Genomic DNA, 15,611 nt, shown 5'->3' with positions numbered 1-15,611 from the left:
ACACAAGGAGAAACCCCATGACCTGGTCCGCCCAGCAATACAGCCAGTTTGAAGCCGAACGCACCCGTCCCGTGCGCGATCTGGTGGCCGCCATTCCGAACACCGAGGTGCAGATCGCAATCGACCTGGGCTGCGGCCCCGGCAACTCCACCGAGGTGCTGCAGGCGCGTTACCCTAAAGCGGCCGTGACCGGCCTGGACAATGACGAGGACATGCTGCGCGCCGCGCGCGAGCGCCTGCCGCAGACGCCGTTTGCGCTGGCCGATATTGGCAACTGGCAGGCTGCGCCGGCCGTGGATGTGATCCTGGCCAATGCCAGCCTGCAGTGGCTGCCTGACCATGCCCGCCTCTACCCACAGCTGCTGCAGCAACTGCACGCCGGCGGCAGCCTGGCGGTGCAGACGCCCGACAACCTGCAAGAGCCCGCCCATGTGCTGGCACGCGAAGTGGCCGCACAAGGCCCCTGGGCCTCGCGCATCGGCGCGGTGCGCCACCCGGACCGCCACAGCCTGGACTGGTACTACGCACTGCTGCAGCCGCTGTGCCGCCGGGTCGATGCCTGGCGCACCACCTATATGCACCCGCTGGCCAACCACGAGGCGGTGGTGGAATGGTTCAAGGGCTCGGCGCTGCGGCCATTTTTGGCGCAGCTCGATGCACAGGAGAAGACGCAGTTCCTGGCCGACTACCTGGCCGCCATCCGCCAGGCCTACCCGGCGCTGCCCAGCGGCACGGTGCTGCTGCCCTTCCCGCGGATCTTTATCGTGGCCACTCGTTGATCTAGACCTTGGGCATCAAGCCTTGGGCAACTGCGGCGGCGTGACCAGGTCATCCAGGCTCAAGCCCTTCTCGCGCAACAGCGCTTCGAGCAGGGGTTTGAGTTGGCCCAGGCTCTCATCCACCGCTTCGCGCACGGTGTCGACGACGACCTGGGTGCTGCGCTCGATCTCGATGTTCAGGCGGTCGCCGGCGCGCTTGTCGCCAAAGACGGTCATGCGCAAGGTCTCGGGAATCAGCCAGACCTCGAACCAGCCTTCCTGGCGGTTCACCTCGGCGACGGTCAGGCTGGCGCCATTGATGGCGATATAGCCCTTGGCAAACACATAGCGGCGAAAGGCCTCGGGTACCGCCACGCGCATCACATGGTTGTTGTCGAACTGGCGCACCTGCGCCAGGGTGCCGGTAAAGTCCACATGGCCCGACAGCGGGTGGCCGCCAATCTCGGCGCCATCCTTGGCAGCGCGCTCCACATTCACTGGCGAGCCCAGCTCCAGCGCGCCCAAGGTGGTGATGTTCAGGCTTTGCTGCATCACATCAAAGCGGGCATGGCTGGGGTCCAGCAGCTCGGTCACCGTGAGGCACACGCCGTCGTGCGAGACGCTCGCTCCTATCGCCAGGTCTTCGCAAAAGCCCTCGGGGAAGGCCACGGTAAAGCTCCGCAGCCCCGGTTGGTCGTCGATCGCGCTGATGCGCGCCACTGCCTGAATAATGCCGGTAAACACAGCCCACTCCTTACGGCACTGGCCAGCCTTGGCCAGCTGCTCACTCAAAAAAACAAAACCCGCCCGCCGCCCCTGGATTGGATGGCTCTGAGCGGGCTGGAAGCTATTGAACGGCGCGTGATCAGGACCCTGCCACCTTCATGCGGTTGACCAAGATACTGCCCAGGGTCTTGGAGCCGGCGTTGTACTCGTCGGCGCCCACGGCCTCGATGCCCTTGAACATGTCCTTGAGGTTACCGGCAATCGTGATCTCTTCGACCGGGAAGGCGATCTGGCCGTTTTCGACCCAGAAACCACTGGCGCCGCGCGAGTAGTCGCCGGTGACCGGGTTCACGCCCTGGCCCATCAGCTCGATCACAAAGAGGCCCGTACCCAGCTTTTGCAGCATGGCATTGAGGTCGTCCGAAGGGCGCGTCTTGGTCGAGTAGAAATGCAGGTTGTGGGCGCCGCCGGCATTGCCGGTGGTGCGCATGCTCAGCTTGCGGGCCGAATAGGTGGACAGGAAATAGCCGGCCACCTTGCCGTCCTCGATCACCGAGCGCTTGGCCACGCGCACGCCTTCGTCGTCATAAGGCGCGCTGCCCTTGCCGCCGATGATGAACGGATCTTCGATCAGCTGGATATGCTTGGGGAACACCTTCTTGCCCAGCGAATGCAGCAAGAAGGAACTGCGGCGGTAGAGCGCGCCGCCGCTGATGGCCTGCACCAGCGAGCCCACGAGGCCAGCAGCCAGCGGTGCATCGAACAGCACCGGGCATTCGGTGGTGGCAATCTTGCGCGCGCCCAGACGCGAGAGTGCGCGCTCGGCAGCGTAGCGGCCCACGACGGCCGGATCGGCCAGATCGCCCGCACGGCGCATGCTGCTGTACCAGGCATCGCGCTGCATGTCGGCCCCCTTGCCGGCAATCGGCGCGACCGACAGGCTGTGGCGCGAGCTGGCATAGCCGCCGGCAAAACCATTGGTATGGGCGCTGTAGAAATGGCTTTGCTGGGCCGAAACACCGGCCCCTTCGCTGTTGGTGATGCGCTTGTCGGTGGCAAAGGCTGCTGCCTCGCACTGCAGCGCCAATTGGGCCGCCGCCTCGCTGTCAATGGCCCAAGGATGGAATAGCTCGAGCGCACGGTGCTCGGCTGCTGGCACAATGTCGGCTGCGTCGGGCAGACCTGCGATAGGGTCCTCGGCGGTGAAGCGTGCAATGTCATAGGCCGCCTGCACGGTGCGCTGCACTGCTTGGGCAGAGAAATCAGACGTGCTGGCGTTGCCACGGCGTTTGCCCAGATAGACCGTCACCCCCAGTGATTTGTCCCGGTTGCGCTCCACCGTCTCCAGCTCGCCTTTGCGCACACTCACCGACAGACCGGAGCCTTCGGAGGCATCGGCCCCGGCGTCGCTGGCCCCCAGTTTTTTGGCATGCGAGAGCGCCTGCTCGACGAGATCTTTGAAAAATGCGCGGCTGTAGCTGAAGCCGGACTCAGCCTTGGCATCGCCTTGGCTGTTAGAGCTGGATACGGATTTATTCATACTGCCCGCTATGATACTGATAACCGCCATCGCCCAGGCACTGCGCCGGGCGATGGCCTTTTGAACAAAAGCATTTAACCATGTCACGCAAACCCAAAAAAGGCTATTTCGTTCGCGGCAAGTTCGTGGCCGAAGGCAGCGAGCTCGATATCGAACTCAAGGCCGAGCTCAAAGGCACGACCGAGTCGAGCAAATCCGACCTGAAAAAGGAGATGGATGAGCTGCAAGACCTGGGCAAAGAGCTGCTGACCTTGCGCAGCGATCTCTTCAAGCGCCTGGAATTGCCCGAGATCCTGGCCAACGCGTTGGCCGAAGCCAAGCGCATCACCAATTTCGAGGGCAAGCGCCGCCAGATGCAGTACATCGGCAAGCTGATGCGCAAGCTCGAAGACAGCGAAGTTGCTGCCATCAATGCCGCCCTGTCCGAGCAAAAGGAAGGCTCCAGCCTGGAAAAGGCCCTGCTGCATGCGGCCGAGCAGTGGCGCGACCGCATGATCGTCAGCGACGACGCCGTCGCCCAGTGGATCAATGAAGCCCCCGATACCGACATCCAGCAGCTGCGCTCGCTGGTGCGCCAGGCCCGCAAGGACATGCCCGGCGCCCATGAGGCCAATGTGCAGGAATCGACCGGCCAGGCGCCCCGCAAGGGCCGCGCCTACCGTGAGCTGTTCCAGCTGGTGCGCGACCATGTGATGGCCGCCCACAGCGCCAGCCGCAGCAGCGCCGATGCGCCCGAAGACGGCGATGACGACGATGACCAGGCCTGATGGCAGCGCAAGGGGTCCGGCCATGAGCAACACCTGCGACAGCGTCAAGATTGGCCTGGTCTCCATCAGCGACCGCGCCAGCCGTGGCGTCTATGAAGACAAGGGCCTGCCTGCGCTGCAGGACTGGCTGGGCCGCGCGCTGCGCAACCCGCTGCAGTACGAGACCCGCCTGATTGCCGACGAAGAGGCACTGATCAGCCAGACCCTCATCGAGCTGGTGGACGCTGGCTGCGCGCTGGTGTTGACCACCGGCGGCACCGGCCCCGCGCCACGCGATGTGACGCCCGAAGCCACCCTGGCCGTGGCCGACAAGGTGATGCCCGGCTTTGGCGAGCAAATGCGCCAGATCAGCCTGCAGTTTGTGCCCACCGCGATTTTGTCGCGCCAGGTGGCCGTCATCCGGGGCAGCAGCCTGGTCATCAACCTGCCCGGCCAGCCCAAGGCGATTGCCCAGACCCTGGAAGGCCTCAAGGACGCCGAAGGCCAGCAGCAGGTGCCCGGCATCTTTGCCGCCGTGCCCTACTGCGTGGACCTGATCGGCGGCCCCTATCTGCAGACCGATGAAGCGGTCTGCAAGGCATTTCGCCCCAAGGGCGCCGAGCGCCCCAGCGCGGGCTAAACGCTCTACAACACCGATACCCGCCCAGAGCGCGAAATGTGTACACAGTTTCGCGCTCTTTGCATTACAGCGGGCCAATGTCCCAGCTCTTTGCGGCGGCGCCGCCAGCGGGCACAGGCAGCGGCATTTTTTGGTTAAATGCTTGCTTGCCACTTTGCCGCTCCCCTCTTCTGAGAGGCGGTGGTTCTTCATTTCGGCGCCTTAGCCCCCACCCGCTTCTTCCTCCGCCCGCAGGGCCAGGCAGCGCTTGCTGTGATCGCGGCCCAGGGCAGCGCCCAGCGCCCCATGCAAAAGTCACCCGTTACGCTCACCTTGCTGTTTGCCCTGTGCACCATGATTGGTCCGCTGGGCATCGATACCTACCTGCCCTCTTTCCATGCCATCGGACAGGAATTTGGCGCCACGCCGATAGCGGTGCAGCAGACGCTGAGCGTCTATGTGTTTGCGATGGCCAGCACCATGCTGTTCTACGGCACGCTCAGCGACACCTTTGGCCGCCGCCGCGTGCTGATGGTCTCGGCCATCGGCTACTGCATCACCTCGCTGGCAGCGGCCTTTGCCGGCTCGATCGAATCGCTGGTGCTGATGCGCCTGGTGCAGGGTCTGTGCGCCGGCTCGGGCATGGTCATCGTGCGCGCGATGGTGCAGGACCAGCACCAGGGGGCAGAGGCGCAGCGCATGATGGCGCTGGTGATGATGGTGTTTGGCCTGGCCCCTGCGCTGGCGCCCGTGCTGGGCGGCTGGCTGCAAAGCCATGGTGGCTGGCGCTACAGCTTCTATTTCCTCTCGGGCTTTGGCGCGCTGCTGGCGCTGCTGATCTGGCGCCAGCTGCCCGAGACGCTGCCGCCCGAGCGCCGCACGCCTTTGAAGCTGCGCGTCATTGCCGGCAACTACCTGCAGGCGCTGCGCAATCGCAAATTCCGCACCATGCTCATTGGCCTGGCGCTGATGGCCGGCGCCAACTCCATCTACATCAGCTCGGCCGCCGAGTTTGTGATGACCATCCTGGGCAAGGACGAAACTGCGCTGGGCTGGCTGTTCATCCCGCTGATCGCCGGCACCATGCTGGGCTCGGCCGTCTCCAGCCTCTTTGCCCGCCGCATCCCAGCTGCCGTGCAAAAACGCATCGGCTATGCCTGCCTGCTCATCGCCTGCGCCAGCAACCTGCTCTACAACAGCCTGACGCAACAGCCCAGCGTCCCCTGGGCCGTCCTGCCGATCACGCTCTACACCTTTGGCATCTCGCAGCTGATGCCCATCCTGACCTTGGAAGCCATGGGCCATTTCCCCCAGATGCGCGGCCTGGCCTCGTCTCTGCAGGGCTTTAGCCAGATGATGGTCTTCACCATCATCTCGGGCCTGGTGGCGCCGCAGCTCTTTCACAGCGGGCTGCTGCTGGCGCTGGGGCTGGCAGTGACGGTACTGCTGGGGATGGTGGTGTTTGCCTGGGCGTCGCGCATGCCGGATGCGCGGGGGATTGGGCAGGTGGCTTGAGGGCTCAGGCGCTCGAGGACACTATTGTGCCGCGTTGGTTGCCAATTAAGGCATTTGATCAGCTGAGCGCTGCGCAAAGATCACAAAATCCTGCCTTTTGTGAAGACAGGATCGGGAGATTATCTTTCTTCAGGCTTCTGCAGGCCAAAACATCTGCTTCACGTCGCTGTGAAGGAAGGGGAGAGTTAGCGCAAGCCCATGCGCGTAAGTAGCCAAAAATTCTAATACCTGGGACACATTTGACTGCGCTGATGGTGCACTGTCGACGATTAAAAATAAAAGTGCGATCAAAGTAAAAAGAATGTTGAATTTAGGTGCCCAACGCTTAAACCTAAGGGTTCCGTATAAGCCAGCTATGAACATGGGCAACAATACGAATACGGCGATCATCATCGACACATAATCGAAATCTGATTCCCTGATGGATAACTGCACATATAGTTCTCTTGGAATCAATCCAAATACTATATCTACAACTCCCGCGAATATAGAGACAACCATCCCACCCAGAACTAACATGCGATATTGATTTTTAGTCATTCCCTAGCCTTTGAAAAGCTAAGATCCTAGCAAATTGCAGGAAAGATTGAGCGTAATATATGCAAAAATGCACCAGAGATGTCGCCATCTTCCAACAAGGTGCGATACAACAGGCTCACTGCACAAAAAAATTCTTATCCAGCAATCACTACAATTATATCTTGTTATCTTAAATAAATAAATAAATATAATCGCATGCCATACAGCATCAGCCAAGAAATATTTGAAAGCCACACTGGATTTTATAATCTGCCAAAATCCCTGAAACGCGAATTCAGAAGTCTAACTAGTGCTGTTCTGAAAGTCTTTACCAATACCGCACCGCAACCTGCCAAATAAAGAATTTGAACCCAAATCCATAAAACCAATAAAAAAACACACAAATGATTGAGCAGCACTGATAAAAACCGCCAGGGCACCCCAAGGCACCACTGGCGGTCAACTACCCATCAAACCCTAGCGATCAAACCAGCGACTTGCGCTTGCGGCGCCAGGCCAGCAGGCCCATGCCGCCCGACAGCAGCGCGAGTGCTGCATGGCCCAAGGTAGGCACGGGGGTGGCGGTAGCGCCAGGGGTGCCAGGGGTGCCTGGGTCATCGGCCAGCACGGCTACACCACCCGGATCGCGGATGACGCCATTGGCCAGCAGGTCGTCATCGCCGGTCTGGCCGTCGGTGAGGGTCAGGATGACCTTGTTGCCGCTGATCGTGGCGTTGGGGTAGGCATACCAGTGGTCCTGGTTGTTGTCGGCGGTCTTGCCAAACTTGTAGTACTTGGCATTGGCGGGCAGCGCCTGCGGGTAGGTCATCTCCACCGTGGCGCTCTGGCCTGGCTGGCCGCCGGTCAGCTGCAGGCTGACGACGCCAAACGGAAAGCTCAGGCCACTGGGCGCGGCCGCTGCCGGGCTTACGGCCACCGCTTGCGCGGCATCAAAGGCCCACAGGCCCGTGCCGCCGCCTTGCACGGTGGCTTGCATCTCGCCGTCCTTGCCGATGGGGGTCAGGGATGCGCTGGCCGGCTTGGCCACAAAGTCAAAACGCACCTGGCACTGCGCTGCAATCGTGCCGGTGGTGTAGGCCGTTTGGTCGGCATTCCATTGGCCGGCCGGGCAGCTGCTGTCTGCCGCCAGGCCCACCAGCTGGTAGCCCGGTTGGGGCACCACGGCGCAGGTGCTGGTCTGGCCGGGCACGGCGCTGCTGCAGCTCACATTACCGGCAGCAGGTGCATTGGGTGTGCCCACCACGCCATCGCTGCCATCGCCCACCACCAGGGTCACGGGCTGGCCCACGATCACATAGCTGTAGGTGCCATCCATCTGGTAGCGGTAGCCGGGCATGACGATGGCCGTGCCTGCGCTGCTGAAGCTGAGGCCTCCTTTGCCATCGGGCACCGCCGTAGCGGTACCGCCCAGGTACACCAGCTCGGTGGCGGTAGCATCGCTTTGCGCACGCAGTTGGGTGGTCAGGGTCACACCCAGGCTTAGCGACTCGTTCAAGGCCAGTGCGGCCGTCTGCAGCTTGGCAGCGATCTCCACCGGGAAGTTGCTGGCCAGGTAGGCGTGGTCGGTGGTGATGCCGTTGGTGCCCCAGCTGTAGTACTTGTAGAAGTCAGTGGCCGTATTCACTGTCCAGGGCCAGAAGGTCACGCCCCGGTGCTTGGCCGCTTCCATCGTGCTTTGGCGAATGGCGGTGTAGCTGGGGTTGAAGGTCGAGGAGTTGGCCTGGGTCGCTTCCAGCACATTGCGTACGCTGGCCGGCACATCGGCGCTGTCGCCAATGCTGTTGAGGAAACCGCCCGTCAGCTCGGGCATTTGCTCGCCGCTGCGCTTGAGCTGGTCGGCAATGAAGGAGATCGCAACCGACTGGTCCGCCACCCCCTCTTCGGCCATTTCCTTCTTGAGCTGGGCAATGATGCGCGGGTTGCTGCTCTTGAGCTCGATCACATGGGTGATCGGATTGTTCTTGAAGGCCTGGAAGTACTCACGCATGGTGGGCACTTTGTAGCCCTTGGTTTTGCTGGCAAGGGCTTTAACCTGCGCCAGCGTCATATTCTCGATAGCTCCAGTGCCATTGGTAGTGTTGTCTACTGTCGCGTCATGCATGATGACCAGGTGGTCATCGGTGGTGATGTAGATGTCGTTTTCCACGGCATCGGCACCGGCAGCCACTGCCGCCTTGGCGCTTTCCAGCGTGTTCTCGTCCTCGCGGCTGGGCATACCCCGGTGGCCGATGACCAGCGGCTTGCGCAGCAAGGTGTTGGCGGGCAGCTTGCGCAGCACCTCGGCGTAGGCGGCGCTGTTGGCAGAGACGACGCCGTTGACACCGCTGACCAGCACCTTCGCTGCTTGCTCGGGGGTGGCGGCCTCGGCATTGCTCCAGACCGTGATCAGCAGGCGCTGCAGGTGGGCGACAAATGCGCGGGTTGTCAGGCCCTCGGGCAGGATCGCGATCTTGGCGCCCGCCCGGTTGGTATCGCCCACGATGGTCAGCAGATCGGCCTTGGACGTGGTCAGCTTGCGCTCGCTGAAATCCACCGCCGTGCGCAGCTTGGGCAGCGCCACGCGGGCTTGCTTGAGCAGTGCCACATCGCTGGACAACAAGGTCAGGTCGGCGAGATTGTGCACCTGGTCGGAGAAAGTCACCAGCGCATTCAGGGTCGCTGCATCCTGGATGCGCAACAGCGGAATGGTGTTGCGGTTGGGCTGGGCAAAGTAGGCCGCCAGCGGACCCACGGTGGCGCCGCTGGCGTCAAGCAGGTTGAGGGCGCTGTCCAGCGTCCACAGCGCATTGCTGGCGCCGGTGCCAGCCAGCGATTGCAGGCCTTCTGCCGCCTGTACCAGGGTGGGTGCCATTGCCGCTGCGCTGCCGGCGTCCTGCACGGCCACAGGCATATCGAACTCAGGCAGTGGCGTGATCTGCTCGGTCACCTTGATGCTTTTGACACGCATGATGAGGCCGGCAGTCGACATGCCAATGCCCCCGTTGGCCATGTCGGCCGTCATCACCGTGTCGTGCAGCAAGGCCCCATCGAGGTACTGGCGCACCCGGTTGCCATAGACCACAACGCTGGCGGTATAGGTTTTCGCGGCGCTGATCGCCTCGGTAAAGGGCTTGGTGCCCTGCACCGACCAGGCATTCGCCTTGCGGAGCGCAAATTCGGTGCCATTGTTGGCTGTGGCCGTCTGGCGAATCGCAAATTGGTAGTAGGGCTCGTGCGCCGGAGAATTTGTGGCGGGCGAGGTGCGGTACATCACACTGCCCCAGCGCGTGGCGTTGTTCTGCTGCTCGAAGCTGAACTCCACATCCACCCGGTAGTTGGACAGCTTCTCCAGCTCCACGGGCAGGAGGACTGCCGTCATCGCAGTGTCATTGGCCTTGCCGTTGATCAGCAGATTGCCGGTGCTGGCATCCATAGTCACCGTGCCCTTATTCCATGAGGCTGGGCGCCAGCCATCAGGCAGCTTGGTCGCTGCCGGGTCATTGAATACATGCGCAGCATAGACCTGGCCTTGCGGGTCAGCGGCGGCCAGCTTGGCCTCCAGCGCCTGGCCAGCGGGGGTCTGCACCGATAGATCTGCCGCTGGCGTGGTTTGTGTGGTGAGGATGAGCAAAGAGGCCATGGCGGCCACAAGGGGTAAGCGTCGCATAGGGATCCCAAAAGAAAGGCGGGAGTGTTGCAACGGCGGGTGACATCCTGATGAAGAAGATTTGACAGAGCCGCTCTTACAGCAGCATGCCCTCTGGACAAATATTCCTATGTGTTATTTGGTATTTATTTGTATTTATCAACTTATCAAATATTCCTCTGCACAGCGCGCCCGGTAACGTGGGTGACAAACGCGGCGCGGCGCCGCGGCTTCCACCCTGTCGCCATCTGGCATCTGCTCTTAGCATGGCTGTTGCACCACCAAAGCAACCCATAACAAAGGAGTCTCGTATGTCCACCCCAACCTCCCTGCGCTTTCGGCCCGCGCTCAGCGCCTGTGCCCTCGCCTGCTGCGCGATCACCGGCACGGCCCAGGCACAGGCCCCAGCGCCGGTGCGCCTGGGTTTTCTCACCGATATGTCCAGCCAGTATTCGGACGGCGATGGCAAGGGCGGCGTGACCGCCATCCAGATGGCCATCGAGGACTTTGGCGGCAAGCTCTTGGGCCGCCCGATCGAGCTCTTGTCGGCCGACCACCAGAACAAGGCCGATATCGCCTCGACCAAATCGCGGGAATGGGTCGACACCCAGGATGTGCAGCTGCTGATTGCCGGCACCAATACCGCGACGGCGCTGGCCATGGGCCAGGTGGCCAATGAGAAAAAGCGCGTGCTGCTGATCAATGGCGCCTACTCCTCCAACCTGACGGGCAGCCAGTGCTCGCCGTACTGGGTGCACTACAACAGCGACACCACGGCCATTGCGCGCGGCACGGGCCGGGCGGTGTCCGAGCAAGGCGCCAAGACCTGGGCGCTCTTGGTCGCCGACTACACCTTTGGCCACACCCTGGAGGCCGATGTAACCCAGGTGGTGCAGGCCCAGGGCGGCCAGATCGTCAAATCGGTGCGTGCGCCCTTCCATGCGAACGATTTTTCGTCCTACCTGGTGCAGGTGCAGGCCAGCAAGGCCGAGATCCTCGGCCTGGCCAATGCCGGCGGTGACTTCATGAACGCGCTCAAGGCCGCACGTGAGTTTGGCATTACGCCCAAGATGAAGCCCGTGGCGCTGATGGTGTTCGCCAATGAGGTCGAGAGCCTGGGCCTCAAGCTCGCCGGTGGCCTGATGTTCACCGACAGCTGGTACTGGGACCGCTCGCCCGAGGCCCGCGCCTGGACCGACCGCTACTACGCCCGCACCAAGAAAATGCCCACCTCGCTGCAGGCCTCCGACTACTCCTCAGCAATGAGCTACTTCAAGGCCGTAGAGAAGGCCCAGAGCCTGGATGCCGACAAGGTGATGCAGACCCTCAAGTCGATGCCGCTGAACGACATGTTCGGCAAGGGCAAGATCGAGCCCAATGGCCGCTATGTGCACGACATGTACCTGCTGCAGGTCAAGACGCCGGAAGAGTCCAAGGGCAAGCATGACTCGTTCAAGCTGCTCAAGGCGCTGCCAGGCGAGACGCTGTTTGCCAGCAAGCAAGAGGCCCAGTGCCCCATTTGGAAGTAAGCGACTGAACCGGGGATGGCAGCCTGCAGCCGGGCTGCGCCAATCCTCGGCGGGGCTTGAGGGATAAGGGTTAGCCCTATATTTGAGGGCTATCTCGCCTTTTGCTTGCGCCTGGTCAGAGTGGGGACATGCGCTGCGCCCCAAGCTGGCAGGACTCTTGCTTGCCCTCTTCCCATGACCCGATACCGCCTCTTTGCCAGCGCAGGCTTTGCGCGCGTGAGCCAACTGACCTCCGACAAATTCCGCTGGGCGCTCAAGACCGGCTCCTCCGGCCATTCCTGGCTGGAGGATGGCATCGCGATGGCGGTCGGCATCTTGCTGATCTCTACCGCCTTGGTGCTGTACAAAAGCGCGGGGCTGCTGACGGGCGGCATTGCCGGCATTGCACTGCTGGGGCACTACGCCACCGGCAGCGATCTGGGCCTGCTGTTCTTCTGTCTGAATTTGCCGTTCTACTGGCTGGCGGCCAAGCGCATGGGCACTGCCTTTGTGGTCAAGACCTTTATCGCGGTGGTGGCCACCTCCTGGCTCACCGAGCTGCTGCCGGCGCTGCTTTCCATCTCCTATGTGTCCCAGCCGCTGGCCGGCATCCTTGGCGGTGTGCTGCTGGGCACCGGCTTTTTGATTCTGTTCCGCCACCGGGTCAGCCTGGGCGGCTTTGGCATTCTGGTGCTCTACCTGCAGGAGCGCCATGGCTGGTCGGCCGGCAAGGTGCAGATGGGCCTGGACTGCCTCATCGTGGCGTTTGCGCTGTGGCTGGTGCCGGCCGTGTCGGTCGCCTGGTCGATTGCAGGCGCCGTCATCCTGAACCTGATTGTGGCGATGAACCACCGCAAGGACCGCTATATCGCGGTCTGATGCTCCCGACCAAAAGCTTCAGTCAAACCCGCGCATCTGCGCCCAGTCGCCAAAGGGTGCGCGGTCGGCGCGCAGGCCGTTGATGGGCGCCGTCAGGTCTTCATAGCCCAGCGCAATGCCATAGGCCACACGGTAAGGCTCTGGCGCCTTGAGCACCCGCTCCACCGTGTCGCCATAGCGGCGCCAGTAGCCCTGGGCACAGGTGGCCAGGCCGCGCTCGGTGGCCAGCAGCATGAGGGACTGCAGGTAAATGCCCAGGTCCACCCACTGCGCATAACCCATGCGCTCGTCGGCAAACACCAAGAGGCCCACCGGGGCGCCAAAGAAGCGGCCGTTCTTGGCCAGCTGCTCCAGGCGCGCGGCCTTGTCCTCGCGCGGAATGTCGATGGTCTTGTACAGGTCCTCACCGTTCTTGAAGCGGCGCGTGCGATACGGCTCCCAGAGATTGGGCGGGTAGGTGTAGTTGTTGCCGCCTTCGGGCAGCGGCTGCGCATCTGCAATGGCATCGGTCAGTTCGTGCAGCGCATGGCCCGCCAGCGCCACCACCCGCCAGGGCTGCAGGTTGCCGCCCGATGCCGCCTGGGCCGCATCGGCGATCAGGCTGTGCACCTCGTGGGCAGAGGGAGCTTTGGGCAAAAAGGCGCGCACCGAGCGGCGCTCTTTCATGGCTTGCGTGACGTTCATGGCAAAGGGCTTTCTGGCGTTGAAAGGGGCTGGCAGATGGCAGTCCGCAGTTTAGTGCAGCGCAGCAAATGCTGCTGACACCGAGGCGCCAATGCGGCCACCAGGTGGTGGCCGCATGGGGTCAACGCCCGCCGCGTCCTTATCTGGCCGTGGTGTCGCTGGCGATCGGGATGTAGAAATCGCCGCCCGCCCGGTTGAACTCCGCCGCCTTGGCCTGCATACCCACGGCAATGCCCTGCTCTTCGGCCACGCCCTGGTTCTTGGCAAACTCGCGCACCTCCTGCGTGATCTTCATCGAGCAGAACTTGGGCCCGCACATCGAGCAGAAATGCGCCACCTTGGCACTGTCCTTGGGCAGGGTTTCGTCATGGAAGGCGCGGGCCGTGTCCGGGTCCAGCCCCAGGTTGAACTGGTCCTCCCAGCGGAAATCAAAGCGCGCCTGGCTGAGCGCATCGTCACGCGCCCGGGCCCCCGGGTGGCCCTTGGCTACATCGGCTGCGTGCGCTGCAATCTTGTAGGCAATGATGCCCTGCTTGACGTCATCGCGGTCGGGCAGGCCCAGGTGCTCCTTGGGCGTTACATAGCACAGCATGGCGGTGCCAAACCAGCCGATCATCGCTGCGCCGATGGCGCTGGCGATATGGTCGTAGCCCGGCGCGATGTCGATGGTCAGCGGGCCCAGGGTGTAGAACGGCGCCTCATGGCAGTGCTTGAGCTGCTCGGTCATATTGGCCTGGATCATGTGCATGGGCACATGGCCGGGGCCTTCGATCATGGTCTGCACATCGTGCTTCCAGGCCAGCTGGGTCAGCTCACCCAGGGTGGCCAGCTCGGCAAACTGGGCTTCGTCGTTGGCATCCGAGGCGCAGCCCGGGCGCAGGCCGTCGCCCAGCGAGAAGCTCACGTCGTACTGCTTCATGATGTCGCAGATGTCTTCGAAATGCGTGTAGAGGAAGCTCTCGCGGTGGTGGGCCATGCACCATTTGGCCATGATCGAGCCGCCGCGCGAGACGATGCCGGTGCGGCGCTGGGCTGTCAGGTGGATATAGGCCAGGCGCACGCCGGCATGGATCGTGAAATAGTCCACGCCCTGCTCGGCCTGCTCCACCAGGGTGTCGCGGAAGATCTCCCAGGTCAGGTCCTCGGCCACGCCGCCCACCTTCTCCAGCGCCTGGTAGATCGGCACCGTGCCAATGGGCACCGGCGAGTTGCGCACGATCCAGTCGCGCGTGGTGTGGATGTTCTTGCCGGTGGACAGGTCCATCACATTGTCCGCACCCCAGCGGATCGCCCAGACCAGCTTCTCGACCTCTTCCTCGATGCTCGAGGTCACCGCCGAGTTGCCGATGTTGGCATTGATCTTGACCTTGAAGTTGCGGCCAATCGCCATCGGCTCAATCTCGGGGTGGTTGATATTGGCCGGGATGATGGCCCGGCCTCGCGCCACCTCATCACGCACAAACTCGGGCGTGATGATCTTGGGGATGGCCGCGCCCAGGCTGTTGCCGGCCAGGCGCGCCTCGCGCGCGGCATCGCGCTGGTACTCGGCCATCCATTCGCGGCGGCCGTTCTCGCGCAAGGCCACATACTCCATCTCGGGGGTGATGATGCCTTTGCGTGCATAGTGCATCTGGGTCACGTTGGCGCCGCTCTTGGCGCGGCGCGGCTGGCGCTGCAATGCAGCGGCCTCGGCCCGCAGCTGGGCCACGCGCAGGTCTTCTTCGCCGCGCTTGCCGCCGTCATCGAGCGCCACGCGCTGGCGCCCCACATAGTAGTGGCTGTCGCCGCGCGCCGCGATCCATTCGGCACGCAGCGCGGGCAGGCCCTGGCGCACATCGATGGCCACGGCCGGGTCGGTGTAGGGGCCCGAGGTGTCGTAGACGCTGACCTGCTCTCCGTTGGTCAGCGCAATATCGCGCACCGGCACCTGCAGCTGCGGGTGGATGGCACCGGCCAGATAGGACTTGGTCGACGCAGGGAAAGGCAGGCGCGATTGGGCCAGCAGTTCGCCAAAGCGGGCGGCATCGGGGGCATCACCGGTGGCGGGGATGAACAGGGACTCAGGGGCGTTCATGGCAGTCTCCTCAAAGCGGTTGATTTCATCGAACGCTCCGAGACGTGCCGGCCCTCTTCTGCTGCAACACGCCAGGCATGGCTGCTTGGCCGCAACACGCCCATCGACTACACCCCGGCCCGGCCGTGCTGTGCGTGGTGCCAGGGCCGCTGTTAGGTGGCCATGGCGGCACCTGTTGCGCGCTGACAGGTGCCGTCCCCAAAAAAGACAAAACCCCAGTGCGCGAGGCGCCTGGGGTGTGCGTGGCAGGTGGCCGCAGGCGCGTGCCATGCAACGCTGCCTGCCTTCCACCGCTGTGCTTTCAGGGTCCCGCTCTTCTTCCGCCGGCATGAACCGGATCAAGTTCGTCGGGTTCACTACTCAGCAGTCTTGCAACTGCCTTTGGCATCTCAGCGCT

12 protein-coding genes are annotated in these 15,611 nt (G+C 62.9%); 6 read left to right on the top strand and 6 right to left on the bottom strand.

All coding sequences use genetic code 11. The features are described from left to right. Window positions 1-17 precede the first annotated feature (17 nt). Window positions 18-779 (top strand): trans-aconitate 2-methyltransferase, encoded by a 762-nt coding sequence (gene tam / locus WH367_RS21450; RefSeq protein ID WP_339537600.1) that lies wholly within the window; start codon window positions 18-20, stop codon window positions 777-779. Window positions 780-794: 15 nt separating this feature from the next. Here tam and WH367_RS21445 read toward each other — a convergent pair whose 3' ends face one another. Then, window positions 795-1,502: a riboflavin synthase subunit alpha gene (locus WH367_RS21445; protein WP_339537599.1), complete on the bottom strand. Its 708-nt coding sequence runs from the start codon at window positions 1,500-1,502 to the stop codon at window positions 795-797. A 121-nt stretch (window positions 1,503-1,623) separates the two neighbouring features. Next, window positions 1,624-3,024, bottom strand: a complete 1,401-nt coding sequence (pmbA, locus tag WH367_RS21440; protein ID WP_021028588.1) for a metalloprotease PmbA — start codon at window positions 3,022-3,024, stop codon at window positions 1,624-1,626. Between the two features lie 80 nt (window positions 3,025-3,104). Here pmbA and yjgA point away from each other — a divergent pair, with 80 nt between their 5' ends. The 3 genes from yjgA (at window position 3,105) to WH367_RS21425 (ending at window position 5,904) form a co-directional block, all read left to right on the top strand. After that, window positions 3,105-3,791, top strand: coding sequence for a ribosome biogenesis factor YjgA (yjgA, locus tag WH367_RS21435; RefSeq protein WP_021028587.1), 687 nt, complete (start codon window positions 3,105-3,107; stop codon window positions 3,789-3,791). Window positions 3,792-3,813: 22 nt separating this feature from the next. After that, the gene (gene mog / locus WH367_RS21430) at window positions 3,814-4,410 is read left to right on the top strand and encodes a molybdopterin adenylyltransferase (RefSeq protein WP_021028586.1); all 597 of its coding nucleotides are present in this window, start codon (window positions 3,814-3,816) and stop codon (window positions 4,408-4,410) included. Window positions 4,411-4,695: 285 nt separating this feature from the next. Continuing rightward, entirely contained in the window at window positions 4,696-5,904 is a 1,209-nt protein-coding gene (locus WH367_RS21425) for a multidrug effflux MFS transporter (RefSeq protein WP_339537598.1), read from the top strand. Window positions 5,905-6,033: 129 nt separating this feature from the next. On the opposite strand, the gene WH367_RS21420 is transcribed toward WH367_RS21425, so the two are convergent. Both WH367_RS21420 and WH367_RS21415 read right to left on the bottom strand, forming a co-directional pair. Beyond that, entirely contained in the window at window positions 6,034-6,444 is a 411-nt protein-coding gene (locus tag WH367_RS21420) for a hypothetical protein (protein ID WP_339537597.1), read from the bottom strand. Window positions 6,445-6,907: 463 nt separating this feature from the next. Beyond that, window positions 6,908-10,063 (bottom strand): IPTL-CTERM sorting domain-containing protein, encoded by a 3,156-nt coding sequence (locus WH367_RS21415; protein ID WP_339537596.1) that lies wholly within the window; start codon window positions 10,061-10,063, stop codon window positions 6,908-6,910. A gap of 317 nt (window positions 10,064-10,380) precedes the next feature. On the opposite strand from WH367_RS21415, the gene WH367_RS21410 reads away from it, so the two are divergent. Together WH367_RS21410 and WH367_RS21405 are read left to right on the top strand one after the other, a co-directional pair. Continuing rightward, a complete protein-coding gene (locus WH367_RS21410; RefSeq protein WP_021028582.1) occupies window positions 10,381-11,598 on the top strand; it encodes an ABC transporter substrate-binding protein in 1,218 nt (405 codons plus the stop codon). Window positions 11,599-11,772: 174 nt separating this feature from the next. After that, the gene (locus tag WH367_RS21405; RefSeq protein ID WP_339537595.1) at window positions 11,773-12,456 is read left to right on the top strand and encodes a YitT family protein; all 684 of its coding nucleotides are present in this window, start codon (window positions 11,773-11,775) and stop codon (window positions 12,454-12,456) included. An 18-nt stretch (window positions 12,457-12,474) separates the two neighbouring features. Here the strand turns inward: WH367_RS21405 and WH367_RS21400 are convergent, their stop codons facing one another. Further along, complete coding sequence (locus tag WH367_RS21400; protein ID WP_312986904.1) at window positions 12,475-13,140, bottom strand: nitroreductase; 666 nt, start codon at window positions 13,138-13,140, stop codon at window positions 12,475-12,477. 139 nt (window positions 13,141-13,279) lie between these two features. Then, complete coding sequence (gene thiC, locus WH367_RS21395; protein WP_339537593.1) at window positions 13,280-15,214, bottom strand: phosphomethylpyrimidine synthase ThiC; 1,935 nt, start codon at window positions 15,212-15,214, stop codon at window positions 13,280-13,282. Between the last annotated feature and the right edge of the window lie 397 nt (window positions 15,215-15,611).

The organism is Comamonas sp. MYb21 (assembly GCF_037479395.1).
GTDB lineage: Bacteria > Pseudomonadota > Gammaproteobacteria > Burkholderiales > Burkholderiaceae_C > Comamonas.
Note: the sequence above shows the minus strand (reverse complement) of the source record. Positions and strands in the feature narration are given on the sequence as shown.